Origin of the sequence: Capnocytophaga genosp. AHN8471, assembly GCF_016806945.1 — a bacterium.
In the GTDB taxonomy this organism is placed as follows: domain Bacteria; phylum Bacteroidota; class Bacteroidia; order Flavobacteriales; family Flavobacteriaceae; genus Capnocytophaga; species Capnocytophaga periodontitidis.
Genome location: NZ_JAESPJ010000022.1, coordinates 1 through 26,224, shown reverse-complemented (window position 1 = coordinate 26,224; position 26,224 = coordinate 1). Strand labels below are relative to the sequence as shown.

At 38.5% G+C, this 26,224-nt stretch carries 27 protein-coding genes; 22 read left to right on the top strand and 5 right to left on the bottom strand.

Translation table 11 applies throughout. From position 1 onward, the window contains the following. The first annotated feature begins 387 nt into the window (after positions 1–387). Genes JMN12_RS10065 through rfbB form a run of 4 tightly spaced genes read left to right on the top strand, consistent with a single transcriptional unit; the run spans position 388 to position 4,301 of the window. Entirely contained in the window at positions 388–2,652 is a 2,265-nt protein-coding gene (locus JMN12_RS10065) for a GH92 family glycosyl hydrolase (RefSeq protein WP_088593915.1), read from the top strand. 11 nt (positions 2,653–2,663) lie between these two features. Next, positions 2,664–2,867, top strand: coding sequence for a hypothetical protein (locus JMN12_RS10060; RefSeq protein ID WP_088593916.1), 204 nt, complete (start codon positions 2,664–2,666; stop codon positions 2,865–2,867). Further along, on the top strand, positions 2,864–3,304 hold the full coding sequence (locus tag JMN12_RS10055) for a type II toxin-antitoxin system VapC family toxin (protein ID WP_088593917.1): 441 nt from the start codon (positions 2,864–2,866) through the stop codon (positions 3,302–3,304). The genes JMN12_RS10060 and JMN12_RS10055 overlap by 4 nt, the downstream gene beginning before the upstream one ends. Positions 3,305–3,308: 4 nt before the next feature. Further along, complete coding sequence (rfbB, locus tag JMN12_RS10050; protein ID WP_203138940.1) at positions 3,309–4,301, top strand: dTDP-glucose 4,6-dehydratase; 993 nt, start codon at positions 3,309–3,311, stop codon at positions 4,299–4,301. 108 nt (positions 4,302–4,409) lie between these two features. Here the strand turns inward: rfbB and JMN12_RS10045 are convergent, their stop codons facing one another. The 5 genes from JMN12_RS10045 to JMN12_RS10025 all read right to left on the bottom strand — a co-directional run bounded on the left by JMN12_RS10045 (position 4,410) and on the right by JMN12_RS10025 (position 8,075). Beyond that, positions 4,410–5,114, bottom strand: coding sequence for a cell division protein FtsQ/DivIB (locus JMN12_RS10045; RefSeq protein WP_203138951.1), 705 nt, complete (start codon positions 5,112–5,114; stop codon positions 4,410–4,412). Positions 5,115–5,145: 31 nt separating this feature from the next. Further along, positions 5,146–6,027 (bottom strand): GTPase Era, encoded by an 882-nt coding sequence (gene era, locus JMN12_RS10040; protein WP_088593920.1) that lies wholly within the window; start codon positions 6,025–6,027, stop codon positions 5,146–5,148. A gap of 96 nt (positions 6,028–6,123) precedes the next feature. Beyond that, a complete protein-coding gene (locus JMN12_RS10035; RefSeq protein ID WP_203138939.1) occupies positions 6,124–6,741 on the bottom strand; it encodes a hypothetical protein in 618 nt (205 codons plus the stop codon). Between the two features lie 55 nt (positions 6,742–6,796). Continuing rightward, a complete protein-coding gene (locus JMN12_RS10030; RefSeq protein WP_203138937.1) occupies positions 6,797–7,627 on the bottom strand; it encodes a DUF6048 family protein in 831 nt (276 codons plus the stop codon). Then, positions 7,593–8,075, bottom strand: a complete 483-nt coding sequence (locus JMN12_RS10025; protein WP_203138935.1) for a DUF6452 family protein — start codon at positions 8,073–8,075, stop codon at positions 7,593–7,595. The genes JMN12_RS10030 and JMN12_RS10025 overlap by 35 nt, the downstream gene beginning before the upstream one ends. 111 nt (positions 8,076–8,186) lie before the next feature. Between JMN12_RS10025 and JMN12_RS10020 the strand changes: the two genes are divergently transcribed. From JMN12_RS10020 to JMN12_RS09935, 18 genes are all read left to right on the top strand, one after another. Next, positions 8,187–9,239, top strand: a complete 1,053-nt coding sequence (locus JMN12_RS10020) for an ankyrin repeat domain-containing protein (protein WP_203138933.1) — start codon at positions 8,187–8,189, stop codon at positions 9,237–9,239. A gap of 107 nt (positions 9,240–9,346) precedes the next feature. After that, positions 9,347–9,925, top strand: a complete 579-nt coding sequence (locus JMN12_RS10015) for an SMI1/KNR4 family protein (RefSeq protein ID WP_203138932.1) — start codon at positions 9,347–9,349, stop codon at positions 9,923–9,925. Positions 9,926–9,938: 13 nt separating this feature from the next. Beyond that, positions 9,939–10,553: an SMI1/KNR4 family protein gene (locus tag JMN12_RS10010; RefSeq protein WP_088593925.1), complete on the top strand. Its 615-nt coding sequence runs from the start codon at positions 9,939–9,941 to the stop codon at positions 10,551–10,553. Positions 10,554–10,572: 19 nt separating this feature from the next. Beyond that, positions 10,573–11,277 (top strand): DUF4272 domain-containing protein, encoded by a 705-nt coding sequence (locus tag JMN12_RS10005; protein ID WP_203138930.1) that lies wholly within the window; start codon positions 10,573–10,575, stop codon positions 11,275–11,277. A gap of 84 nt (positions 11,278–11,361) precedes the next feature. After that, on the top strand, positions 11,362–12,039 hold the full coding sequence (locus JMN12_RS10000; protein WP_203138928.1) for a hypothetical protein: 678 nt from the start codon (positions 11,362–11,364) through the stop codon (positions 12,037–12,039). A gap of 176 nt (positions 12,040–12,215) precedes the next feature. Continuing rightward, positions 12,216–12,833 carry a hypothetical protein gene (locus tag JMN12_RS09995; RefSeq protein ID WP_203138927.1) on the top strand — a complete coding sequence of 206 codons (618 nt, stop codon included), beginning with the start codon at positions 12,216–12,218 and terminating at the stop codon, positions 12,831–12,833. A 10-nt stretch (positions 12,834–12,843) separates the two neighbouring features. Further along, positions 12,844–14,193, top strand: coding sequence for an SMI1/KNR4 family protein (locus JMN12_RS09990; protein ID WP_203138923.1), 1,350 nt, complete (start codon positions 12,844–12,846; stop codon positions 14,191–14,193). Next, positions 14,174–14,395 carry a hypothetical protein gene (locus JMN12_RS09985; RefSeq protein ID WP_238423877.1) on the top strand — a complete coding sequence of 74 codons (222 nt, stop codon included), beginning with the start codon at positions 14,174–14,176 and terminating at the stop codon, positions 14,393–14,395. The genes JMN12_RS09990 and JMN12_RS09985 overlap by 20 nt, the downstream gene beginning before the upstream one ends. Before the next feature lie 217 nt (positions 14,396–14,612). Further along, positions 14,613–15,521: a hypothetical protein gene (locus tag JMN12_RS09980; RefSeq protein ID WP_203138920.1), complete on the top strand. Its 909-nt coding sequence runs from the start codon at positions 14,613–14,615 to the stop codon at positions 15,519–15,521. Positions 15,522–15,603: 82 nt separating this feature from the next. Further along, positions 15,604–16,401, top strand: coding sequence for a hypothetical protein (locus tag JMN12_RS09975; RefSeq protein WP_203138918.1), 798 nt, complete (start codon positions 15,604–15,606; stop codon positions 16,399–16,401). Between the two features lie 69 nt (positions 16,402–16,470). Then, positions 16,471–17,148: a hypothetical protein gene (locus tag JMN12_RS09970; protein WP_203138916.1), complete on the top strand. Its 678-nt coding sequence runs from the start codon at positions 16,471–16,473 to the stop codon at positions 17,146–17,148. A gap of 12 nt (positions 17,149–17,160) precedes the next feature. Beyond that, the gene (locus JMN12_RS09965; protein ID WP_203138914.1) at positions 17,161–17,757 is read left to right on the top strand and encodes a hypothetical protein; all 597 of its coding nucleotides are present in this window, start codon (positions 17,161–17,163) and stop codon (positions 17,755–17,757) included. Between the two features lie 177 nt (positions 17,758–17,934). Next, on the top strand, positions 17,935–18,492 hold the full coding sequence (locus tag JMN12_RS09960) for a hypothetical protein (RefSeq protein ID WP_203138912.1): 558 nt from the start codon (positions 17,935–17,937) through the stop codon (positions 18,490–18,492). Positions 18,493–18,572: 80 nt separating this feature from the next. After that, positions 18,573–19,025, top strand: a complete 453-nt coding sequence (locus JMN12_RS09955; RefSeq protein ID WP_203138910.1) for a hypothetical protein — start codon at positions 18,573–18,575, stop codon at positions 19,023–19,025. Positions 19,026–19,270: 245 nt separating this feature from the next. Further along, positions 19,271–19,804, top strand: coding sequence for a hypothetical protein (locus JMN12_RS09950; RefSeq protein WP_203138908.1), 534 nt, complete (start codon positions 19,271–19,273; stop codon positions 19,802–19,804). Beyond that, positions 19,801–20,367, top strand: a complete 567-nt coding sequence (locus JMN12_RS09945) for a hypothetical protein (protein WP_203138906.1) — start codon at positions 19,801–19,803, stop codon at positions 20,365–20,367. Before JMN12_RS09950 ends, JMN12_RS09945 begins: the two co-directional genes overlap by 4 nt. Positions 20,368–20,645: 278 nt before the next feature. Beyond that, positions 20,646–24,101, top strand: coding sequence for a helicase-related protein (locus JMN12_RS09940; protein WP_203138904.1), 3,456 nt, complete (start codon positions 20,646–20,648; stop codon positions 24,099–24,101). 9 nt (positions 24,102–24,110) lie between these two features. Continuing rightward, positions 24,111–26,224, top strand: a 2,114-nt coding sequence (locus tag JMN12_RS09935) for a DNA methyltransferase (RefSeq protein WP_203138902.1), incomplete at its 3' end; no start/stop codon positions are given.

The window sequence follows — 26,224 nt, the reverse complement described above, 5'->3', positions numbered from 1 at the left end:
TTATAAATTAACATAAGTTCGAATATAACAGAACATTGATTTACAGCTTTGTAACATAATATATTTACAAAATAATTCACCGTCAGGTGAAAATTCGTGAGATAATAAAAAATAAAGACTTTTATACACTCCCAATTTCGTGAAAATTCGTGAAATTAGTGGGAGATTTAAAATATTTTGCTGCTTTTTAAACAACTACTTATCGAACTCTCATTATTTTATTAAGAGTTAAGAAAAAAAGCCTCTTTTGAGAAGTCTGCAAGAGTGGAGTATGTGAGGAATTGGGGTGCGTTTTTTAAAAACGAATACCGCAAAAAATCGTCATTCGTAACTCGTCATTCGTAATTATTTATTATCTTTGCCCCAATTAAATTAATTATTATTACAATGAAGTTAAAACATATCACCCTTTTAGCAGCAGCATCTTTAGTGTTAGCTGCCTGCAACAATCCTCAAACCCCTGTACAAAAAGAGGCACAAACCCCTCAGAAACCGTTGATTAGCTATGTAGACCCATTCATCGGTACTGGCGGACACGGACATACTTACCCTGGGGCAACTACGCCTTTCGGTATGATACAAGTCAGCCCAGTGAATGGGCTCAGCAACTGGGATTGGTGCTCTGGTTACCACTATTCCGATAGCCTTATGGTAGGTTTCGGACATTTGAGCCTTAGTGGTACGGGGATAGGCGACTTAAACGACATCTTGCTAATGCCTACTACTAAAGAGTATGATCTCAGCGTACTGAAATATGGTCGCAAAGAGCAATATCCCGTGAATGCCCAAGAGTTTCGCGATATGGTGCCTTACAAATCGAAGTACAGCCATAAGAACGAAAAAGCAGAACCTGGTTATTACCAAGTGTATTTAGAAGACCCTAAAGTGAATGTAGAACTCACTGCGGCACAACGTTATGCCGTACATCGTTATACTTTTGAAAAAGGAGCAGAACAGTCTGTAATTTTGAATTTAGGATTTGCTATCAACTGGGATAGCCCTACCAAAACTTTTTTTAGCCAATCACGTAAGAAGTTAGACGCTAATAATAACGGCAATATTATTACAGGTTATCGTTATAGTACTGGCTGGGCTGAAAACCAAAAAGTGTTCTTCGCAATTCAGTTTTCTAAGCCTATAAAAAATATTACCTATCAAAAACATAAAGATGATGTTACCTCAGGGCAAATCTTCTTTGATAATACTGATGAGAAGTTAGAGGTAAAAGTAGCTCTTTCGTCAGTAAGTGAAGAAAATGCTTTAGATAACTTGGAGTTATATAACGATCCTAATTTTGATAAAACCAAATCATTAGCACAACAGCAATGGGAAAAGACCCTTAGCAGTATAGTAGTAGAAACCCCTATTGATTCTCTCAAAACCATCTTCTATACTGCCCTCTATCACGCGCAAGTAGCGCCTGTAACTTTTTCTGACAAGAATGGATGGTTTAGATTGCAAAACGATGAAATTGTAAAAACCGAAGGTACTGCTTATTCTACCCTTTCTCTGTGGGATACTTTCCGCGCCGAGCATCCACTGCTTACCCTTTTGCAACCCAAAGTAACTGCCGATATTATCAACTCGATGCTGGCCTACTATCAGGTGCATAAAGTATTACCTGTTTGGACGCTCTACGGCAATGAAACCAATACAATGACGGGTTATCACTCGGTAGCAGTGATTGCCGAAGCCTACCTTAAAGGGGTACGTGGTTTTGATGCTGAAAAGGCTTATGAAGCAATGAAAACTACAATGATGCAAGATGGTCGCGGACTCAAAGCGTACAAAAAATATGGTTACATTCCTTATAACGCAGGGGTAGACGAGTCGGTTACCATTACCCTTGAATACGCTTACGACGACTGGTGTGTGGCGCAAATGGCTAAAGCCTTAGGTAAAAACGAAGATGCCGACTTCTTTACCAAACGCTCTGAAGCCTATGCTCACCTATTTGATAAAGAAACGGGCTTTATGCGTGGTAAAAGTACCGACGGTAAATGGCGCACACCTTTTGATCCTAAACGCTCCGACCACCGCGAAAACACCGACTATACTGAAGGCAATGCTTGGCAACACAGTTGGTTTGTGCCTCACAACGTACAAGGACTTATCAACCTATTTGGAGGCAATGAACCTTTTATAGCGCACTTAGAAAAACTCTTTACCGAAAGTTCTGAAATCACCGGTGATAACATCTCTGCTGATATTTCAGGACTTATAGGTCAGTATGCACACGGCAATGAACCTAGCCACCATATTGCTTATATGTTCAACGTAGCAGGACAACCTAAGAAAACTCAATATTGGATAGATCGCATTTTGCAAACTCAGTACAACACTACCCCTAACGGACTTAGTGGTAATGAGGATTGCGGACAAATGTCGGCTTGGTACATTTGGAGTGCTATGGGCTTATACCCTATGAATCCAGCTTCAACCGAGTATCAATTTGGTCGTCCACTATTTGATAAAGTAACCATACATTTACCTAACGGAAAGACTTTTACAATCATTGCTAAAAATGTGTCTAAAGACAATAAGTATATCCAATCTGTAAAACTCAACGGCAAGGAATACTCTCAATGGCATATTTCTCACCAAGACCTTCTAAAAGGTGGTGAATTAGTTTTTGAAATGACAAACAAATAATACCTAATACTATGGAAGCAACCCTTTTAGAAACTCCTGAAATAATGGAATCACAAAACACAGAAAAAGTAGTTCACGAAAAGAAAAAATCTCTTTGGGACTATATGATGGAGAGTACTCCAAAATACACTATAAACAAAGAAGATGAAGATTTAATTTTTGGTTCTAATATGTGGGTCAAATTAATGCAAGAAGAAGTTTTAGACGAAGAATGAATTACTTTTTAGATACCAATATTATTCTGATACTATATTTGAAGAAGTATAAAGAAATAGAATCCTTTATACAAAGTATCCTTACCAATAGTCAAAATTCTTTTTATGCGAGTACAATTTCTTTGTTAGAAATTGTTCAACTCTATCGAAAAAAGAAAATTATTGAGCTTGATTATGAAGTTTTTGATATAGGAGACAAATTGATAGATAGTATATCAAATAACCTGCCTACTATAGAAATACTTCCTTTTGAATATAGAGAAGCTCGTATCGCAAGTAGATTAACGTTCGTGCCTAATCACAAAGATCCTAACGACCTTGCAATCATAGCACACGCTATAAGTGAACAAATGCCTATCATTAGTTGTGATGATAAATTTCCTGAATATGAACCTCAGGGAATTACTGTAATCCACAACCATCGTAGTACTAAATAAACAAATGAAAAGAAATATCTTAATCACAGGAGGAGCTGGCTTTATCGGCTCTCACGTCGTGAGGCTATTTGTAAACAAATACCCCGACTATCACATTTTTAACTTAGACAAACTTACTTATGCAGGTAACTTAGAAAACGTTGCCGATGTAGCCAATGCCCCTAACTATACCTTTATACAAGCGGATATTTGCGACTACGAGCGTATGAAAGCCCTCATCGCTGAACATCACATCGATGGAATCATTCACCTCGCTGCCGAAAGTCACGTGGATAGAAGTATTGAAGACCCTTTTATCTTCGCAAAAACAAACGTAATGGGTACTTTGAGCCTCTTGCAAGCAGCTCGTGAAGTGTGGAAAGATAATATGCAAGGCAAACGCTTTTATCACGTCTCTACCGATGAGGTATATGGAGCTTTAGAAATGGGTGATACGCTCTTTACAGAACAAACCCCTTACGACCCTCAATCTCCTTATTCGGCATCTAAAGCTTCCTCAGACCATTTTGTGAGAGCTTACCATAACACTTACAAATTGCCTGTGGTGATTTCAAACTGTTCTAACAACTATGGTTCTCACCAATACCCTGAAAAGTTAATTCCAGTGTGTATCTATAATATTGTAGATAATAAACCTCTACCTATCTATGGCAAAGGTGAAAATATCCGCGATTGGCTTTTTGTGGAAGATCACGCTCGTGCGATTGATACCATTTTCCACCAAGGAAAAGACGGCGATACCTACAACATTGGAGGCTTTAACGAATGGCGTAACATCGATTTGGTGAAGGTTATCATCAAAGAAGTAGATAAGCAGTTAGGTCGCCCTGAAGGCACTTCCGAAAAGCTTATCACTTTCGTAACCGACCGTGCTGGTCACGACCTCCGTTACGCTATTGATGCTACTAAATTGAAAAATGAACTCGGTTGGGAACCTTCCTTGCAGTTTGAAGAAGGTATCCAAAAAACCGTTAAATGGTACCTTTCTAATAGATAAGAGGTAAGAAGTAAGAGATAAAAAAAACAGAGGCTACACATTAGTAACCTCTGTTTTTTTCTATTCTATAATTTGCTAATCATCTCATTTGCTAATTTGCCAATTATCTCATCTTTTACACACCACTTGGTTCATATATTTTAGATTTACGATGCTGTATTCGTTCAGTTTGTTTGTTTTTTCTAACTGTTTATAGAAAGCTTTGAGATTTGCTTTCTTGAGCGCTTCGTCTTCAAACTTGCCAAAAACAACTTTAAAAGTAGGTACACGCATCAAAAATTCGTATTCGCCATTAGGTTTTACCAATACTTCGGTGATGTTCTCAGCCATCCATTGGTCGTTTTGTATAAACTGCATCAGTGCGTAGGAGGATTGCCAATACTGTTCAGTATTACCTCTGAGGATAGGCACACGTGCTGAGTAAGAACTTGAGAGTGGCATCTTCTTCCCTTGGGTATCCATATAGTACACTCCCGTTCCGTCATACACACGAGCAATAGGCTCTCGCTGTTTAATTTTAGCATTTAGGGTACCATCAATAGTGCAAAACACTTCCGATTTCTCAATCATCACATTGTTGTCTAAGAGCTTTTCAATTTCATTTAGCCGAAGGAGTCCCATAGGGTGTTGTGCTTGAGGATCTTTGAAGATAGTGCGGCGTATAGCCTCATCGGTAACGTACATATTCTCATCCTGATGGTCTACCACCACCTCTTTCACTACACGCATCTTGTTGCGCCCCGATGCAAATATTTGTATGCAAAAGGGCAAAAAGATGATTACAAGTATTTTTAGTATCTTTTTTATCATAATAGATTTGCTAATTTGCTAATTTCTCAATTTGCTAATTAGTATCGTAGCCAAAACGCCTCAATTGTCGCGCATTGCTACGCCAGTCTTTATTTACTTTTACAAAAAGTTCTAAGTGTATTTGTTTGCCAAAAAACTTCTCTAAATCAGTGCGAGCTTCCACGCCTACTCGTTTTAAGGCTTCTCCTTTATGGCCTATGATAATCCCCTTCTGACTCTCGCGCTCTACCATTATCACTGAGCGAATGTGAATAATCGTCTCGCTATCCGCAAAACTTTCAGTTTCTACTTCTACCGAATAGGGGATTTCTTTCTTGTAGTGCAATAGTATTTTCTCGCGTATAATTTCATTTACGAAAAAGCGCTCTGGTTTGTCGGTGAGTTGGTCTTTAGGGAAGAAAGCAGGCGATTCAGGCAAAAGCTCTATAATGCGGTTGAACACTACCTCTGTCTGGAAGTTGCGCAAAGCTGAAATAGGAAAAATCTCGGCACGAGGCACTTTTTCTTTCCAATAAGCTACTTGTTCTTCTAATGTACTTTGGTCGGAAGTATCCACTTTGTTGATGAGCAACAACACAGGCACGTCCAATTTATTGATGCGATTAAAAAAAACTTCGTCTTTTAGTTCTTTTTCGCCTATTTCTACCATATAGATAAGAATATCAGCATCTTCAAAAGCACTTTTCACAAAGTCCATCATTGAGGCTTGTAAAGCGTATGAGGGTTTGATAATCCCAGGGGTGTCCGAAAAAACCACCTGAAAATCATCACCACTTACGATGCCAAAAATGCGGTGTCGTGTAGTTTGTGCTTTAGAGGTGATAATAGAAAGTTTTTCGCCTACAAAGGCGTTCATAAGGGTAGATTTCCCTACATTAGGGTTTCCAATGATATTTACAAATCCAGCTTTATGCATTTTCTGTTACTTGTTATCTGTTATTCATATACCCAGCTCCGAGTCCTCGCTGGCTTTACTTGCCCCTAACACCTGATACCTGACACCTGACACCTATTACCTGATTCCTTGTATCATTCCTTTCCCCCAGTGTGGGTGATTAGGTGTTTTAGGAGTGAAATGGTTAAATTTTTCTAAGGCTATTTTAACTATAGGTTCTGCTTTTTCCTTGCCACCACCTAATATTTTAGGTTTGTAGTAAATTCCGATAGCACGAATCACATAAGGACGCGGGTTTTCAGCATTTGCCTTGATAGCTTTTTCAATGTATGCTTTACATATTTTTCCGTATTTAGCCCCGCGAAACATTGGGTTTACTTTCACTTTAGCACTGTTCAGATAGGCGTATAAGGCATTGATTTCCGATACATCGGCATCAGGTTGTTTTTCAGCTATCTTCAAATATTTCTCCGCCTGATTGCAATAACTATCAATCATATCTCCCTGCGACATATCAGCGAGACGTATGTTCACATAAGCCGCATAGTAATTCGCAAGCCAATGTGAAGCCGCTGAGGTAGCAAGGATCTCAAAATCTTTAGCTAAAGTCTGTAATTCTTTAGTAGTATAGCTTTTGTCAAGGAGTTTTACTTTTTCAGTAAGCCTTGCCTCCATATCCTGCCCCAAAACTACAGAACAAACTAATAACAGAAAAAAAGTAATATATCTATTCATTCGTAATTCGTAATTCGTCACTCGTCACTCGTAATTCGTAATTCGTCACTCGTCATTATCTCCTTCCTTTCGGTTTTTTAGCAGGTGCCGATGGAGTAGGAGAGGAGGTGGTTTTTGGAGTTTCTACCTCTTCTTTCTTTTTCTCCTTTTTGTAAAGAGGAATTAGGTAGCTGAGCGTGTAGTTGAACCCTACGCCAAATCTACTTCCTTCGTACACTCTGCCGAAAGCAGGAATATAGTAGTTAGGAAAACCACTGTTGTTCGTTTGTGCTACCAATAGCCCTACGCGCACACTTGCCCCCGCATAGAGGTTGCGCAAGAGTTCCGCTTTGATGCCTACAACTAATTCCAACCAGTGTGCTGTACGTCCGTCGTATTTTTTTAGGAAAGAAGGATCAGAGCCTATGATATTTTCAGTCCAATATTGGTTGTCCTTGTGGATTGTATAGGAAGTGAGGTTTTGAGAGAAGAGCGAAATGCCATAGCGAGCCCCTACGTAAATCATATTTTCCATACCATACCAATTGCCGTAGGTATTATAATCAAAACCCGCACGCAAAAACTGACCTTGGGTAGTATAAGTATAAAAATCCTCGTTTTTACTTCTCTTTTCGTGTCCTAATTCTGCCGCGAAATAGTGGTTGGTTGTCAAGCGGTAATCGCCTACCAACTCAAGTCCGTAGTAATCTTTATCAAAAAAAGGACGTACCAACTTACTCAAGTCGGCACCCACGCGCAAGCCATACCGTTGTTTGTACACAGGGGCTTGTTGTTTTTCGGGTAAGGCGATGGTAGTTTGTGAAGTCGTACGGGTAGCCGTTTGTGCCTTTAAGCCTGCAACCCATAACATACTAATGATACAAATGTATATGAGCTCTTTTTTCATTATTTACGGTAGTGTTCTTGATGTTCAGACCTTTCAGCCAAGAGTTACTTGCATCTTGAATAGTAGCCGAAAGAGTGTTGTAAGTAATTTTTACCCCGCAAGCCTTGCTTACGAATGTTTGTTCAGGAGTATAAGTGAGTGTAAGAGTTGCTGTGCTGGTAGTTGTGCCCGAAACCACCGTTTGAAATAGATAAGTGGTAGGTGATTCCAAGCGCAAGGGCAAGGCAAGTGAATCTAAAGTAGTGTTGCTCACCAAAGGAGTCGTGTTACCCTCGCCATAAACCGTAAGATTTGCTACGCTAAAAGACGTGCGAGTGTTGTTTGGGTTATAAAAACGCACCACTAAGCGAGGGGTATTTACGTTGTGGTCGCAAAGATCATCCGACTCACAGCTTATCAATGCTGAAAGTGAGAGAATTAGGAAAGATATGAAGATATTTTTTTTCATTAGAAAATATAAAGTTGGCGCAAAGATACAAAACAATTGATAATTAACAATTGCTTATAAACAATTATTTACTATCTTTGTCCTTTAAACTTTTTACTTTTCACTATACAGATGGCAAAGAAAAAGAAAACCCTCCCCGCTAACTTCTACGAACTATTAGAAGCTAAAGATTTAGACGCACTTAAAGCCGTTTTCAACGAATGTGATCTAAACGATTACGACCGTCGTTCATTCAAGACACCTGCACTCTCTTTCTATGAAATCCCTTTAGAGTTAATGGATTGGCTCATTGCTCAAGGCGCTGACATTGATGTAAAAGATGAATATGACCGCACTCCATTATATTATCACGCCGAAGTGAATAATGTAGAAAAAGTAGCTTTACTATTAGAAAAAGGGGCTGATATAGAATCTAAGACAGCGTATGACGAAACACCATTGTTTGGTGCAGGTTATCACCCTGAAGTAACTGCTTTGCTTATAGCTAAAGGAGCTAATATCAAGGCAAAAGACGATATGAAACATAATCCTATGGAGGCAATGCTGTACTCTGTTCAGAGTATTGATATTTCTAAAGCAGCTAAAACAGCTGAACTTTACCTCAAAGCAGGATTGAAGCCTACCAAATTTGCTAAAGAACAAATCACTCGCATAGGAGAAGATTTTGAGTTTCACCGCAACAATTTCAACCCAGAGTATTTGGAGGAAACCGATGCAGGATTGCAACAACTATACAAACTCTTCAATGTACCTCCTGTACCCCGCCGTATACAACACGATGGCAAATCACCTATTGTACTTACCGGCGATACGTGGGAAGAGCGTTTCGAGCAGGCGTGGGAACTCTTGGTACCCAGTCGTGGTATAGCAACTACGGTACAAGGTGAGGTAGTGCGTATTGCAGGAAGGGTGAATGACGAACTCCTGCGTAATGCTATGGGCAACTGGGATAAGGAATACCGCAAGATGCTCACTGCCATTAGCAGTTATTTGCAACAAGGTAACCCTCTCTCGGAGAGTGAGCTCGCCGAAGTAACCGATATTCAAAAACACATCTTGGAAGACGATGGTACTGGCACTAAACGCCTATGCGAATTGGCTACCGCTTGGGTCGTACAGAATCCTCAGCCTATTGCCTTAGGCAAAGTGAATTATAAGTATTAGGGGGGAGCAGGTGTCAGGTATCAGGTGTCAGGCGTCAGGCATCTGATTTGTCTGCCCCGTCTGCCCCGTCTGATGTCTATTATTAACAATATCATACAAACTTATAAATGAATAACAATACACCATCTCTTTGGCAGAAGATACAACAATCATTACTTGCTATTGCGCCTTCAATAGGCAAAAGTTTTCAAAAACCTGCTGAGGAGGCTCAAATTAAAGCGCTAGAAGATGCTATAGCGCAACCCCTCCCTGAGAGTTTCAAAGAGCATTTGCGTACTTTCAACGGACAAGAACAAAGCGATAGACCCCACTATTTTATGGGGTATAACTTATTGCTTCCTATAGATGAAATTATTGAGACCTACCAAATGCAGGTGGAGGACTTTGAAGGGGAATTTATTGCTGATGACATCAATCCTAATAAAATTCAACCCGTATTATGGGATAAAGGTTGGGTTCCGTTTACAGATTTTGAGGCGACAACTCGTATTTGCATAGATCTCAACCCCGCTACCAATGGGGTGAAAGGGCAAGTGATTATGCTATACCCTGGAATTGATTACCAAAGTGATGAGGTGGTATTAGCCAATTCTTTTGAAGAGTTCACTCAGAAAATATGGAATATATTAGACGCAAAGGACTATTCTTTTGAAGAGGGGATTATAGAACAAGATTTTTTAATTTAAAAAACACCATACAATGACCTTAGTAGAACAATACCTTGAAGGCTTGAAACAAGCCTATATCGATAATGGCGGAGAAGAAGCGTGGCAAAACCTTATGGATACAGCCCACGGCGCTACTGAAGCCGATTTGCAACTTCTCCGCAATCGTTACCCACAAGTGCCAGAGAGTTTGCTGGACTTACTCCGCCGTATTGACGGCACTTATTGGCGTGAATATGAAAAAGGCACAGTGAGCGACCTTATTTTAGGCGCTGATGAGGATATGGGAGATTATCCTTATTATCTGCTTTCGGCTCACCAGATTGTAGAAACTCAAAATGAAGCCTTTGATTTTTATGCTGATTATATCAATCGAGAGTATGAAGAGGTAGAGATAGACAATCGCATTACAAGTGATGCTTCACAACTTCATAATTGGTTGCATTTTTCCGATTGTATGAACAATGGCGGCACCTCACAGCTTTTTATAGACTTTTCGCCTTCTGCTATAGGCAAAGTAGGGCAAGTAGTGCGATTCCTTCACGACCCCGATGAAATAGTAGTCATTGCCGACAGCTTTGATGATTACCTAAAAATGCTTATGAAAAATGGCTATTGCTTTGTAGATGAAATGAATTTTGAGGAATAAATAAAAAAAATTATGCCCTATGAACAATAATGTTATCACTGCGCAAGAGCGCAAAAACAAGAGTATCGCAATACTTGTGTCGCAAGGAGTACCTTATATAGAACATTTGCCCTTTCGTTATGAAACAGAGGAAGTAACCCCTCGTGATAAAAAAGAAGTCATAGAGCGGGCGGTATGCTCATTTGCTTCTATAATGTGTGCTTTATCTATCAGTAAAGGTGAATATTCCCAAGAGGATAGAGTATATGCGGAAGATTTTCTTTCGGAAAAATACAATGTCCTTGAGTTGCTAACCCCTGTGGAACAGCAGGTGATTGCAGGTACTATAAGTGAGGCAGGAGCTATGAATGCCACTTGGAAATACGAGTCATTATGGGTATTACTATGGGCTCTGGGCATCGTAGAAGAACTATCATTCCCCAATGAGATTTGCGATTGCGATTTGATAATGGATACAATGGGCGAGTTTGAGGGGCTTGATGACTTTATGGCACATACCACCCTGCGCCCCATAGAAGAAATCTTACAAGCCTTAGACTTGCACTATCGCTACCACTGGACAACAGTAAATGCTCGTATATACGGTTCAGACTTAGCAGGTTTAGACGAAGATATCGTAATGGAACGCCGTGCAGGTTTAGAATGGTTGTGTTGCAAAGGAGAAGAGAACGACAACCTTACTGATACTTACAACGCTTGGGATTATCCCGAACTAGGCACTTAATAAGTTAGAGAATAGGAAATAGAGAATAGGAATTAGCACCTCGCTGGCGCGAGCTTATAGCTCGTGCCTTGTTAACAATTCAAAATGAAAATCATCTCTAAATTCAAAGATTACTACGACTATAAAGTCGCTGAGTATGGCATAGACGAAAACCTCGTCTATGACCGCCGTTTGCCACCAGAGGTAGGGATGAGCCTCCCTCAGAGAAGTTGGCTCGCCTTTGATGACCCTACCAACGATGAGGCACTGCACTCGGCACTCTATGTGGGCACTGCGCTTGTGCACCTCTTTGCTACACGCTCTAAAATATACACCCATTGGGATTTTGCCGACCCTAACGATTGGCATTACAGCATATATGATTTGTGGTATGGCGACCGCTATGTGCTGATGAATGACGGGAAAGAAATTAGGATAACCTCCTACTTATCGGCTACTTGTGATACCCTGCTGGAACAGATGGAAGCCCCACGCGATCGGAATATCTTTCAGCTGGAAGACCGACCGCCGTGGCTGGTGTTAAAAAGTCCGTTGTTGCTCATTTACAACAAAGACCACAGAGGAGATAATAGAGCAACCTATTATGTAAATTTGCAGGAACTCGGCATCTATATCGATCCCGATTTTGTATGGCAGCACATCGTGCAATACCTTTCCGACCTCAAAACCCAAGCCGAGCAATCGCCCGAACTGTCCAACGACTTGAAAATAGACAGTAAAGGCTTTGACAAAAAACGCTCTTTCCGCCCCAAAATGAAGTAATTTGTTAATTGCCAAAGTTTTAATTGCTCGTCGTGCTACGACCTTTGCCAAAGTTGAATACTCTGATTATCAATAATTTTTGAAGTATGTTATGTACGGGCGTTTTGCAAACGCCCTTCTATAAATAAAACCTTTTGGACACTCTTGTTAATTGTTAATTATTAATCGTTAATTGAATGAATTATCTAAAAGAAATACAAACTCTCAAAACCGAGCTTGCTCTTCCCTTGCAGAAAGCCAAAACCCTATTAGAGCAAACTGCAGGTGATATCCCCGCTGCCATAGCCCTCTATCACCAAGAAAATATAGCCACTATAATGGCAGAAACCGAGTGCGAACATTGGGAAGCCAAAAGTGTATACGAGCGTTTCAATTATAATGTCGAAAAGGCTGTAAAACACATTTTTAGCACTTCACTAACTATAAGTGTTGAAGATAAAAGAGACACTAGCGAAAGAGGTATGGGCTATCTCATCAGCGCTTTAGATGCTGATTTGAACAATGTTTCCAAGCGCTCTGCCTTCATCCCAATAGAAGATTTTGATGAATACCTTTCCAGTGATTTCAAAGCAGTATTCCCCCTATACCAACCTCAATGGAATAAAATAGAACCCCATTTCAATTGTACGACCAGCAATCTCTTTGACCCTACCACGTGCCGAAAAATCATCGCACAACTGCGCCAACGTACATTTACCGATGAAAAAGCAAAGATTTTTATACAGAAAGTCATTGCAGATGTAGAAGAAAAACTCCCCACCTGCGCCTATATAGAGGTCTATGGGAATATATAAAAATAAACAAATGAAAGAACAACTCCACCGTATCCAACAGAAATTAGCCCAAGCCAAAGCCGCCGATAAAAACTTAGAAGTATTTGGAGCCGATGCTCACCAGTACCACCTCAACCCGCCCGTAAGCGAGGCGGAAGTCCTTGCTTTTGAAAAGAAATATGGCGTACAACTCCCCGAATGTTATCGTGCCTTTATGCTCACCATTGGCGATGCCAAAGCTAAAAAATCAGACTTTATAGCAGGACCTTATTTCGGTTTGTATGCCTTTGGAACTTCTGTAGATAGCCTACTCTACGAAAAAATAGAAACCTACCTCAAAGCACCTTGCAACCTTTCTCCTGATATGACTCAAGAAGAATGGGAAACGCTCTCCGATCCGCTATTGTTCTCTGAGGAAGAGGAAGAAGATGATGATGATAAGTATTTTGCCGAACGATCAAAAGTCTTTGGAGGGCTTCTGCCTCTGGGAAGTCAGGGGTGCACCTATGAACACGCCTTGGTACTTAACGGCAAATATGCCGGTCGTGTAGTGAATATAGATTTAGACCTCGCGCAACCTAAATTTGCTTTCGAAACCAACTTCTTAGACTGGTACGAACGCTACCTCGATGAGGTGATCTCTGGGCAACTTTTAGACGACCGCCCTACGTGGTTTGGCTACCACCGTGGTGAACCCGCTGAGGTGCTCCTTAATGAATATGAACACACTACCGACTGCAAAACTCAAACCGACTGCCTCGAGGGGGTATATCATAAAAAACCGCCTTTAGAACCTGCACTATTAGACAAGATAGAAAAACTCATCGCCTTAAACAACGACGATAGAGCCTTCTTAATTGAAATTCTTAGCCAATCGTCCTATGAACGAGCCAAACCTTACTTGCAAGATTTGGTAACCAAAGATCCTAAAAAGGTATTTCAGTTCGTATGGTGGTATGCAAAAGACCATTGCGCCGACTGGGTGTCTGTCGTAAAAGAGCTATTGCCTACCATTACCGACGAAAGAACCTTTGATTTTGCTACCTACCTCCTTACGGAAGGAGATGACAATTTCGAGGAAGTAATCCTGCCCTTCACCGATAATGAGAATCCTCAAATACGTAGCACTGTCTACTATACACTCGGTGAAAGTGAGAAAAGAGAACAATACCTCGATACCTTTATCAAAGGGCTACAAGAGACCGATACAGGTGTTCTTTGCACAGTTATGCAAGCCCTTTCTGAGATAGATGACGAGCGCTTATTGCCCTATTACAAAGCCATCGCCAAACGCTTCCCCGAAGAGAAAGACTATATCCTTTCTAACTTGGAACACCGCTTAGCTTCCTTTGGTCTCACCATTGAAGAAGCGAGAAAATAAGAAGATGCAACTAAAAAAGACCATAGAGAAGCTTTGGATTACCAAAGTAATCGTTGAAGGACTTAACAAAGCCTTTGCCTATAACGAGTACTTGGGTAGCTTTTTGATGATAGCTATTTTCTGTATTATCTATGTGCTAGTATTCCCTATAATGTTAGTGGTATTGCCAATTCTTGGGGTAGTCAAATTGTTTAAGAAATAAAGAGTGAAAAATGAACCTAAATAGAATAATACATTCAAGGCTGTTGAACACTACCATTGATAAAGTAATCAAAGTCAATGCCTATAACCCTTTGTTAGGTTTAGTTGTAATAACAATAGCTCTTTTTGTTTTCTTTATACTCGTAATCCTTTCAATAATAGTAGGATTACCTATACTTGGCTTAGTGAATTTGTTTAAAAAATTGATAAAATAAAATATGGAATTACAACATTTGTTGGGCAGACTTATTCATTCTCCTGAAATAAAAGAATTTTTAAGTCACTACCATTTGCCTCAAAACCCTAATCCTGAATATGATGCTTACGGCAACTTGTTTTGGGTACGAGCTAATAATGAAGAAAAGACCATTCGCTGTCTCTTTACTGGGTATGTGAGATATGTTCCCACTTATGGAGAGCCTATTGGCAATTATAACAAGGAAAAAGACCAACTCATTTTGCACGAAATCACCATTTATCCACCAGCAACCCCCAATGGCAAAATTCCTGAAATAGCATTGCCTTTTGGTTTAAACATTGGTGATGATAAAAAGACTATCGAACAGAAGATAGGCAAGAAACTCACCGGTAAAAGTGCAGCTAATGATGGAGGTTCTTTTTACGAGCCTTTCTTTGATGAATTTCGCTTATTATTAGCATTGGACTCTAAGGAACAATTGTGCTGGCTAACACTATTCAAATTAGAACTATATGAAAAGGAACGCATCCGCCTTAAAGCCCTCCTCAAATCACAAAACAAGAATATAGACCCTAATCGCATTCCCGAAATGCAAGCTTTTCTTTCCGAAACACCTATTACTCAGTGGCGCAAGCGTATGGCTCAGGGTGATGATATGTTTTCAGAAGAAAGCATTACCGCTGTAGAAACAGCCCTTACGGAATATGTGCAAACACTTTGTGAGGCGGTACAAAAGAAAAATGCGACTACCGTTTATAATTCTATGGGTAAATTGGTAAAGAAAATCAATAAAATTAATGACAAATACGGACTTATAGAAACAATGGAGCGCGAGGAACTTTGCGAGTGGCTCAATACACTCATACGCAAAACAGGATTGGAATTAGCCGATAATGTAGATATCACCGATGAATACCGCGAGTGGTAAAAAATACAGAAACAATGAAAAAATCATTAGAAAAACTTTAATAGTTAATTAGCAAATTAGCGAATTAGTAAATTGATGTATTATGGCAATAGACGGCGTAAAAATCATAGATAGCGATAGTGGCTATGACATTTACAACAACATCACCGAGCGTTATAAAGACGGTGAGGATATAGAAAAAATCAGACAGGATTGGCTCAATGAGGAAGCTAATTTTTGTATTGATGAACTTTTTGCAGAAATCTATTGGACGGCTTTTGCATACGCTCTCTGGAAAATAGGTTACCCCCACGATGAGGTGCGCACCAAAGCTTTGCAACTCATCGAACAAGGGGCAACACCGCTCTGGAACGAGATAGACAGCAAAGCCCAAAAACAACGACAGAAAGCACTCGATAAGCTCAAACTACAATTGCAAGAGGACAACCCCAAGCCTCTTGTGAAACCTGCTCCAAAGAAACCTAAAACACCTTATTTTCAAGTAGGAGATGTGTTGGTGGTAACTATTGATAAACGTTATGGCATCTGCTTTGTGTCAGCTGTAGAGGTTACTCCCCGAAAAATAGAGTATCATCTTGCTCCTACTCGATATTTAGCCCCTACTTATCCTACAATGACCGACTTTTTGCAAAGCGAACTCGCCTGTGGGAAAAACAATCAAGATTTCGCCCTCAAAACCGATTGCTGGTTCAATCATAAAGAATTAGGAGCGATACTGCCTTTTCTCCAGAAGATAGGCACCGTACAATTGAAACCTTATATTTTATGGCTTTTGTCACCTGCAGATAATGTTGAAGATATTTATAAAGAAATCACAATGGATAAAAAACATTTTGGAGGAAAACTCAAGAAAGTAGAGGAGTTAGTTGTTAGAGAGTAGGATAGGTAAGACAGAATTTTGTTCATTTGTTAATTATTACTTAGTTTTGCGGTATAAAAATCTTGCTCTATGAAACACATTATTATAATAGTAACTTTAGCTTTTTGGGCGTGTGAGCAGAAGCCTCTTAGCGACCTTTCGCTGATAAAGATGGGTAGCCCTATCAGTGATTATAAGTTAGATGCTAACGACTTCTCAGATAAAGGTATGCAGCCAATGCGCTATAAAGAACGTTTTTTTGATATGATAGAAGAAATGCCCGATGAAAATCAGTGGAGACCGCTGATGCATACCTTTGAAGGGGAAACTTATAACTATACCTATGGAGGGGTTAAAATATCTTATCATACTACTATACAGACCTATAACGACAAAATAGCGCAACTCTGTATAATGCCTGAGATAGATGCCCTGCCTGCCCTTGTCAAGTACCTTTACGCTACCTTGGGGGTGCCTGATGAAGAGTATTCTCTTATACTGAAAAGGAGCATCGTACCTACTAGTAAATATGCTTTTTCATCTCTGGAAATTCATAATCTTCTTGCCAGTATATTCCCTGAGCACAATGATGGCAACATACCCTGTATTGAGAAAGACGAGATAAGTGCGCCTACGTATTTGCGGTGGGATAGAGGTAATGAGATTTATTGTTTGAAGATTATAGACACTCATTATTACCAAGATAATAGCGTAGAATACGAGCTAAAGCCTATGTTTATTTGCACTTTGCGCTATCTGCCAGAATAAAAATACAATACTATGAAACAGCTATACCTTTTAGCTATCGCTGCTATAACGATAGCCTGCACTAACGAACCTATTACCGACCTCTCGGAACTAAAAGTCGGCACTAATATCAGTGCTTATACCTTAAACAAAACCGACTTCGATGTCACCCCTAATGTTCTTTGGAGCAAGAAATTGCTTACTACCACCTACCTTTCGCACAAAGATACTGACATAAGTAGGTATCACTTTGGCAAGTTCAGGTTGCAGCCCGTAGCCAATGCCATAAGGATAGATGTGCGCGAGGGCAAGATAATATCGATAAAAATACGGATAGCCATAGACCAGATATTTGAGTTAAGAGATTGGCTTATAGCTACTTATGGAGATAACTACGATGACGATTTTTTTGAGCACAGCAGATATTATTACACAGCTAAAGAATTAGAGATATTCGGAAAGCTATTCCCTGGTTACACGCTCAATGAAGATCCTACCGACCCCAATTATGCAAAATGCAATATCGTAATTTCTGATTATTTTTTGTGGCGCACTCCAGAGGCTTCTTACTGTTGGGATATAAACCATCAAGAAACCCTCCTAAACACACTAACAATAACGGCAAAATAATTAGTGAATAAATGATGCCTCTTACCTTATCTCGATAATGGCTAATGATGATTTAGTAGCACATCAAGGATTATTTGAAAATACAAAATTATACCAAAAAATGAATTTAATGAAGTTCATTTAGATAGGATAAAATCAATTCTGAAACATCAATAATAAAGAGATATATACAATGAGATGAAAAAATATATAGTCTATTTAATCGTTTTAATTCTCTTTAGCATTGATGGATATTTTATCTATAAATCCATTAATAGCTTTAGAAAAATAAATACTTTTAAGAAAGAAACTGCTTTAGTTGTTGAGACAAAGTATGCAAAACATAGTACGCGTGGTCGTACTTACTACTTAGAGATGAAACTTAAACCAATAACAAGTGAAGGAGAGATATATGATATAGAACTCTCGGAAAGTTCTCGCTTTACTTTTAGAAGTCTTCCTAAAATTTCTAAAGATGATATAATAACCTATTATTTAATGGAAGACTCTTTGTTAAAAGTCCCTGAAGTAATAGGACTTTCTACTGAAAAAAAAGTAAGGAGTAATTTTCAAGTATTCTTAGATATTTATAATTGTTATACAAAAATGCTATATACGCATTTTTTCTCTCTTATAATATGTGGTTTGGTAATTGTTTTTATAAGAAAGAATTATAATGAAAAAATTGCATTTGATTGTTATATAGTCTTATGCCCCTATATAATATTTAAAGCTTTTCTACTAATTCTTACCTAAAACACCCCAGTTGGCATAAGTTTGCAACCTATATAAATAAATTACATTTCTCACCTCGAAATCACGTTAAAATAATAAAAATGAGTATACTTAAATCACCTATTCAACCTAACGGACTGAAAGAGATTAGTTTAGGAAATTCTATAGGAGCATTTGAAAAGCTATTAAGAGATGAATATCAAAGAGGGAATGTGGGTTTTGAATTAGATACCCATTTTCTAATAGTTGTTTTTATGGATAGCATCATCGTAAAAGTTAATTTGTTGTATAATAAAGTAGCTCAGATATCTTTCTATAATAAGTTCTTAGGCAAATTCAATGGTATAGGAATAGGAAGTAGTTTAGGAACATTTATGGATACATATCCTACGGCTCAATACGATGATGATCAGAATTTCTTTTATATTCCTAATTCTACGTATGAGAATATGGCTTTTTTCTTTGAAAAACCTTATTCTTTTGCGCAGGACAACAAGTTAGAGGAAATTACAATCAATGATTCATCTCTATTAGTAATATCTAGTAATAGATAAAAAAATCGAATTTATGAAAAACACACTTTGGCTTTTGTAAAATATAGTCTTTTAGCTTTTGTGAAATTTTCTAATTGGCAAATTGGCTAATTAGTTAATTATTCTTACCTTTGACTCTTATGTTAAGATGCTTGATTTTGTAAAATTAGAAGTTATATGGGAGCTGTAAAGTAGAGGAGTTGATAGACACTATACACTATTAACACTATTAAAGAGCAATTATAAAACCTTAAAAAGAAATTATTATGAACTTATATCCTTCTATATCTTCAGAATTGGAACTGGCAGGAAAACTTATAATTCCTTTGTTAGTATTTCTCTTAATTGCTTTCGTGGCAAAAAAAGTAGAGAATAAATCTATTTCCTCTCTACTTGAAATCTTATTAGCATTGGGTATAATGGTCTATAATATAGCTGTAGGAATCTTTTTATTCCGGTGTGTGCGACCAATAATTCCCTATTGGGAGTTAGATCTTATAGAATGGTATCCTGTACCTCTATTTTTTGCGTTTTTCCTTTTAGTTTTTAACATTCTTTTCTTGCTCAGGTATAGAAATAAACTCTATGAAAATGTATTGTTTGTGCTGAGTTTAGGATTGCTGTTATTTACGCTCTATGAGTTTGTAGTTACCAAACCTTTTAAGCAGCAAGATGGAGCCGAATTCTTATTAGATGAAAGTCTTTTAGAACACGCCCCACTACTAAATTTTATAATTAATATAGCAGTAAGTTTGAGTTTTATACTATTTATTGGACATAAAAGAAAATCGAATTTATGAAAAACACACTTTGGCTTTATAAAAATCCTTATCAGATAGAGATTATAGATGAAACCAATCTCGATGATAATCAAAAAGCCCTTACTCGTTACCAAGAACGCCAACCTTACAACCGAAAAGTAGGCGAATATGACCAACTAATAGGCATTCGAATCTATGAAAATGAAGAACCTATGGGTAAAGTATTGCTTGTAGCTGATACTTATAATGTGCTCAATGAGAAAGGTATTCTTTTGGATAATGATAGACTTCTGATAGCTTGTGGCAATGAGGTATTTTGTATCCTCTTGCCTACATTAGAACTCCTTTGGCATACGCAGGTGGATATGGCTACTTGCTTTGAAATAGTCGCCTATCAAGAGGATTACATTACCCACGGCGAGGTGGAGATAGTACGCCTTAACAAGCAGGGCGAAATCCTCTGGCAGTTCAGTGGGAAGGATATTTTTGTCTCGCCTATAGAGCGTACCCCCACTTTTAAGATAACCCCACAAGGTATCGACTTAGTAGATTTCAATTATGAGGAATACCATATTGATTTCAACGGAAAATTAATAAAATAACGTGAGTTCGATATAACAAAATACTGTTTTACAAATATATTTGTATTGCAGTCTATGTGAGATTTTAAAAACTGTGAAGCTGTTTATCTATTTAACTAATAAATAATTTAATTATCCTACATCGAACTTGCGTTAATTATTTTTATTTTGCTAAGTAAAAATGTTTTTAGCAAGAATGGAACAGTTTAAAATCCCTCTGCAAATAGGAAATAGAAAAAAGTTTTTGATTTCTGATAAAATTGTGTACTTTTGTCGCGTAGCATAGCAAAATTAGTGAAATGATGCATAATAACCTTATAGATAATTCTTCTGATGCACTCTCTATGCAGCAATATCTCAAGAGATGCATCTTGGCTGAAGGGGTTGATAAAATTCAGATTGCAACAGGATATTGGGATATTCCAGGGATGACTCTTGTTCTCAATGAACTTAAAAGTTTCTTAGAACGAGAGGAAACTTCATTTGAACTTCTTATTGGTAAAGATCCTTATGTTTATACCTCAATGATTAAAAATCCTAAGTACAAAGATGCTACTTATCCTTATGATTTTATACGCACAGATATACACGATCTTGAAATAAAAGAGGAATATGAAGATGTTATCAAGCTATTACTCAAATATGGCGGAAGTAGCAAAATTCAGATACGCATATACACTAAAAATTCAAAAGAAGAAGATGAATTTTTACACTCTAAATGTTATATTTTTTCAGGATCTTCACATTCTTTTGGTATTGTTGGAAGTTCGAACTTTACAAAGAAGGGATTGTTAGGAAATGCAGAATTAAATTATCTTGAAACTGACCCTGCACGTATTACAGCTCGACCTACACATGGATCCAATGCAAAAGGACATATTTGTTGGTTTGAAGAAAAGTGGAAACTTTCAAAAGAATGGACACAAGAGTTTTTGGAGCAAATTATTAAGAAATCGCCTATCTACATTGATATACAAAAAAATACTGCGCAAGAATTCACTCCCTACGAACAATATATCAAATTACTTCAACTGCAATTTGGAGATGTTGTAGATAAGAACTTAGGACAAGAAATAGAGAGCTATCTTCCTCCTAAAGTACATAAATTGGACTATCAAATAGAAGCCGTAAAACGCTGTATCAGTATTATGCACGAACACGGAGGCTTTATGTTGGCAGATGTAGTGGGACTTGGTAAGACGATTATCGGAACCCTCATTATCAAACGTTTCCTTTCGGTACTAGAAAATGATGGGAGAGAACGTAAAGTTTTGATCATCACCCCCCCTGCCATTCAGTCGGGATGGAAGAAAACAATTGCTATGTTTGACAAAGATTCTGATGAGAAGATCGCTCCGTATATCGATTTCATAACTACAGGACGTATCGCGAATGTAACCGAAGAGGATGATTGGGAGGAAAACGATGATGATAGTGCTGATTCTGGAGAATTTGTTGGAACCCTCCAAGATAAGAATTATGGATTTATCGTTATTGACGAAAGCCATAAATTCCGCAATAGTACTACTTTTATGTACCGATCACTTGATGAATTGATCATAAAGATTGGTTCCAACACGGGGGTATATCCATACATTGGACTGCTGTCGGCTACCCCTCAGAATAACCGCCCTAACGACTTGAAAAATCAGATATACCTCTTTGAACGCAATCGTAATGATAGCACTCTAAAAAAGGCAGAGAGCGGTAATATTGAAAAATTTTTCGCTGATGTAAATCGTGAATATGATCTACTGATAAACAATAGAAGCAATATTACTGAAGAAGAACGTAAACAACGTTTAGAGGCTGTTTCAAAGAAATTACGTGACTGTGTGCTAAGTGATATATTAGAACGCAGAACAAGAACGGATGTCGAGAAGTATTACAAAGAAGATATGGAGTCTCAAGGTTTGGTATTTCCAAAAATTGTAGGTCCTAATACTCTTAAATACATAATGGACGATGAATTGGCGCAACTATTCTCAGATACTATGACAATTATTGCACCAAATCAGAATGAAAGGTTACTTACGAACGAATGGCTCAAGTATTCTCGTTATCGCGCCATTGAATATTTTGTTGATCCAGCCAATGAACAAAAACATACTGGTCGAGGCAACCGTGGTGTTAATGATGTGGCAAGACAGATGGCTACTATTATGCAAATTCTTCTTGTAAAGCGCCTTGAAAGTTCGTTCACGGCTTTTACTCAATCATTATTCAATTTGCGTCGTTATACTGAGAATATGATTAGGATGTGGGAAAACAACACCATCTTTGTTTGTCCACAAATTAATGTGAATCAAGAACTCGACTATGAAGCAAAAACTAAGAAACGAGGAGGAAAAGTTTCTTTTAATGATTGTGTGGAAGAAATTAGAGTCAAAATTCAGAAACTCACAAACCAAGGGCGAAATGAGAGAGGACAGAATGCCGAATATAAACGCAATGATTTCAAAGAGGAATACTATAGCCAATTAAAAGAAGACTACAACCTCATTTCTAACCTCTGCGATCGTTGGGCTAAGAACTCTCAAGACCCGAAGTTCGATGCTTTCAAGGAAAATATAAAACCTGAATTATTCAATCCAGAAAAAAACACTTCTGGAAAGTTGGTTATCTTCTCAGAGGCAATTGATACCGTTCAAGCTCTTGCAAGAGCTGTTAAGGCAAAAGGCTATAAACCACTTGTTATTACAGCTGCCAATCGCGATGAAATGGAAAAAACAATTGAAGAAAATTTTGATGCTAACTACGAAGGACAATGGAAGGATGAATACAATGTGATCATCACAACCGAAGTTTTGGCAGAAGGGGTAAACCTTCACCGTGCCAATGTTATTCTGAACTATGACACCCCTTGGAATTCCACTCGCCTGATGCAGCGTATAGGGCGTGTAAATCGTATTGGTAGCAAAGAACCTTTTGTTTATGTTTACAACTTTATGCCAAGTGCCGAAGGTGATGCTCAAATAGAGTTAGTACGAAAGGCACATACTAAACTGCAATCATTCCATATTCTATTTGGTGAGGACAGCAAGATTTTCTCCGATGAAGAAAGCGTTGTACATTATGATATGATAAAGGCTATTGAAGGAGAGGAGTCGCCAATGCAACAATATGTGTACGAACTGAAACAATACAAAGAAACACATACTGAGCGTTATAAGCAAATAGAGCAGACCAATGAGGGGTGGGAAATGGCGCAGGCAACAAATGGCACGGCATACTTTATTGTGAAAGCCCCTCGCTCGGCAAAACTTGCCATTAGCATACACACAACCAAAGATAGTCAATCAAAAGCCCAAATAATTTCTTTACTTGAACTGCTTGAAGCGATGCGAGTGGATGAGAGTGCCCAGCGTATTGCATTGCCAGATAACTGGCAGCAACTCTCAGCTGATGCCATAAAAACATATAATCAATATTTTGTCCACATCAACAAGTCAAGAGCTGGTGATAAACGTACCCAAGCTCTTCAGATAATTGTAAAGCTATATAATAATGATACAATTTCTGAAAAATCGAAAGAGCTCCTAAAAAATACAAGAAAACTTGTTGATAAAGGTAGCCTCGATATCATCAAAAAAATATTAGCTATCGGACAGGTATTGGAAGAAAAAAAACCAAGTCTATTCACTATTAAACAACAAGATATTGACGAAATTCTGGAGCGGGAAATCGGTAAACTCGTCACCAATGTAGAAAGTAAGCAAGGAGAAGCATCAATTATATTAGCAACCATTAAGTAAAAACACCCTATGAATAAGGAGTTATTAAAAGAGTATTTAAGCAATCGTTATCAAGGCTGGGAATCATTTCTCAATAACATTATTTTCCCCATTTTTGGCAAAGATGATTTTGAGGATGGTTACGAAGCAGAACTTTTGGACAGCCAGCCTGAACACAGAAAATTAGCAATAAACACAGGAATACGCAGTATCAAGCAAGTAGGAAGGATATATGTAGGCGTTGAACCATTGCAAATTTTCGATGTAACAGTTAGCGATCGGGTGATGATGGAGCGCAATCGCGTGAACATCCAACGGCTTATTCGCACAGTGATGGATCAGTTCTCTTGTGCTTTTATGCTATTCCATTACGAAGATGACACGCGTTGGGATTGGCGTTTTACTTATTGTCGGAAAAGTGCTAAGAAGGAAGAAACTACCGATAGCAAGCGATTTACTTTTTTACTCGGTCCTGGTCAGTCTTGCCGTACAGCAACTGATAACTTTATAGCTCTTTACGAGAAAAGAGAATCTCTCGAAATTAAAAATATAGAGGAAGCTTTCAATGTTGAGGCACTCTCCCAAGAGTTTTTTGGTAAGTATAAAGCACAGTACGAGGCATTTGTAAATTATATGGTTGACCCATCCAACGGAATGCGTCAGGACTTTATCGATACGCACTTTGACCACAGCAGTATGACTGCCGACAAGATTCGCGATCGTGAAGAAAAGCCTATTCGTGACTATGTAAAAAAACTCCTTGGGCGCATTGTATTCTTACACTTTCTCCAAAAGAAAGGATGGCTTGGTGTTCCAGCTGGCAAGGAATGGGGTGAAGGCGACCGTGATTTTATGCTTAAACTTTTTGAAAATGCTTCTCCAGAACAAAAAGAAAACTTCCTTGATGAGGTGTTAGAAGGCTTGTTTGCAAATGGTTTAGATACTAACCGATCAGATAACGGAGATGTATATGATACAGGAGTGCAGGGCTTTTGCAATTGCAGAATCCCCTATTTGAATGGAGGATTGTTTGAACGTGATGTGTTAGACGAAAAAACAAGTCGCTTTCCTGCCAAATACTTTGAAAGTTTGCTTACAATGCTCTCCCAATATAACTTTACCATTGACGAAAACGACCCGAACGATGCTGAAGTGGGGGTCGATCCCGAAATGCTTGGACGCATCTTTGAGAATCTTTTGGAGGACAATAAGGATAAAGGAGCTTTCTACACACCTAAGGAAATAGTGCAATATATGTGTCGTGAAAGCCTGATCGCTTATCTGCAAACTGACCAAAAGGAAGATGATAAAGAACGTATTCGCCAGTTCGTTATCACACACGATATGGACTTGCTTGGTGAGTTGAAAGAAGAGGTCGAACAAAAACTTATTGATGTTAAAATATGTGACCCTGCTATTGGTTCAGGAGCTTTCCCGATGGGATTACTGCGTGAATTATTTTTCTGCCGTTCGGCTATCGAACCCAATATTGTGGAGAAAGCGGCTGATATCAAACGACATATCATACAGAATAATATCTACGGCGTTGATATTGAACGAGGAGCAGTAGAGATCGCCCGATTGCGTTTTTGGCTTGCTTTGATTGTAGACGAAAAATCACCAGAAGTGCTGCCTCACCTTGATTTTAAAATTATGCAGGGGAATTCGTTACTTGAGAGTTATGAAGGTATAGATTTGAGTAAATTAGCAACAATGTCGGATGTACAAATATATGAACCGCAGCTTAATTTGTTTGGAGAGATGGAAGACCCTCAGCCTAAAGTAATTTATACTCAAACCGATAAACTTAAAGAGTTTCAAGCGAATTTAAAACGATATTTTGAACCTATTACTCACGAAGAACGGACGCGCCTCCGCAATTCTATCAATGACTATGTAAGGCATACGATCGCCTATACACTTGAAGTACATAAACAATCTGAAGAGAGGAAGAAAGAACAGATATGTCTGTCTACTACGCTTACTGAAAAACAAAAAAAAGCCATTGCTGAGGCAGAAGCAAATATGCTTCATCTCAACGAGATGATAGAGAATGTTCAAAATATGGAATTGATCAACTCCGATTTTTTCCTATGGCATACTTGGTTTCATAGTGGTGTTTTCGATCGCCCCTCTAAAGAGGG

Bases quoted from the DNA above. Each gene is read 5' to 3' on its own strand.
- JMN12_RS09995 (WP_203138927.1), top strand. From the start codon at position 12,216: ATGAATTATCTAAAAGAAATACAAACTCTCAAAACCGAGCTTGCTCTT.
- JMN12_RS10010 (WP_088593925.1), top strand. From the start codon at position 9,939: ATGACCTTAGTAGAACAATACCTTGAAGGCTTGAAACAAGCCTATATC.
- JMN12_RS10035 (WP_203138939.1), bottom strand. From the start codon at position 6,741: ATGAATAGATATATTACTTTTTTTCTGTTATTAGTTTGTTCTGTAGTT.
- JMN12_RS10055 (WP_088593917.1), top strand. From the start codon at position 2,864: ATGAATTACTTTTTAGATACCAATATTATTCTGATACTATATTTGAAG.
- JMN12_RS09940 (WP_203138904.1), top strand. From the start codon at position 20,646: ATGATGCATAATAACCTTATAGATAATTCTTCTGATGCACTCTCTATG.
- JMN12_RS10015 (WP_203138932.1), top strand. From the start codon at position 9,347: ATGAATAACAATACACCATCTCTTTGGCAGAAGATACAACAATCATTA.
- JMN12_RS10065 (WP_088593915.1), top strand. From the start codon at position 388: ATGAAGTTAAAACATATCACCCTTTTAGCAGCAGCATCTTTAGTGTTA.
- JMN12_RS09980 (WP_203138920.1), top strand. From the start codon at position 14,613: ATGGAATTACAACATTTGTTGGGCAGACTTATTCATTCTCCTGAAATA.
- JMN12_RS09960 (WP_203138912.1), top strand. From the start codon at position 17,935: ATGAAAAAATATATAGTCTATTTAATCGTTTTAATTCTCTTTAGCATT.
- JMN12_RS09970 (WP_203138916.1), top strand. From the start codon at position 16,471: ATGAAACACATTATTATAATAGTAACTTTAGCTTTTTGGGCGTGTGAG.
- JMN12_RS09945 (WP_203138906.1), top strand. From the start codon at position 19,801: ATGAAAAACACACTTTGGCTTTATAAAAATCCTTATCAGATAGAGATT.
- JMN12_RS10020 (WP_203138933.1), top strand. From the start codon at position 8,187: ATGGCAAAGAAAAAGAAAACCCTCCCCGCTAACTTCTACGAACTATTA.
- JMN12_RS10030 (WP_203138937.1), bottom strand. From the start codon at position 7,627: ATGAAAAAAGAGCTCATATACATTTGTATCATTAGTATGTTATGGGTT.
- JMN12_RS10000 (WP_203138928.1), top strand. From the start codon at position 11,362: ATGAAAATCATCTCTAAATTCAAAGATTACTACGACTATAAAGTCGCT.
- JMN12_RS10005 (WP_203138930.1), top strand. From the start codon at position 10,573: ATGAACAATAATGTTATCACTGCGCAAGAGCGCAAAAACAAGAGTATC.
- JMN12_RS09955 (WP_203138910.1), top strand. From the start codon at position 18,573: ATGAGTATACTTAAATCACCTATTCAACCTAACGGACTGAAAGAGATT.
- rfbB (WP_203138940.1), top strand. From the start codon at position 3,309: ATGAAAAGAAATATCTTAATCACAGGAGGAGCTGGCTTTATCGGCTCT.
- JMN12_RS09975 (WP_203138918.1), top strand. From the start codon at position 15,604: ATGGCAATAGACGGCGTAAAAATCATAGATAGCGATAGTGGCTATGAC.
- JMN12_RS09950 (WP_203138908.1), top strand. From the start codon at position 19,271: ATGAACTTATATCCTTCTATATCTTCAGAATTGGAACTGGCAGGAAAA.
- JMN12_RS10060 (WP_088593916.1), top strand. From the start codon at position 2,664: ATGGAAGCAACCCTTTTAGAAACTCCTGAAATAATGGAATCACAAAAC.
- JMN12_RS10025 (WP_203138935.1), bottom strand. From the start codon at position 8,075: ATGAAAAAAAATATCTTCATATCTTTCCTAATTCTCTCACTTTCAGCA.
- JMN12_RS09965 (WP_203138914.1), top strand. From the start codon at position 17,161: ATGAAACAGCTATACCTTTTAGCTATCGCTGCTATAACGATAGCCTGC.
- era (WP_088593920.1), bottom strand. From the start codon at position 6,027: ATGCATAAAGCTGGATTTGTAAATATCATTGGAAACCCTAATGTAGGG.
- JMN12_RS09990 (WP_203138923.1), top strand. From the start codon at position 12,844: ATGAAAGAACAACTCCACCGTATCCAACAGAAATTAGCCCAAGCCAAA.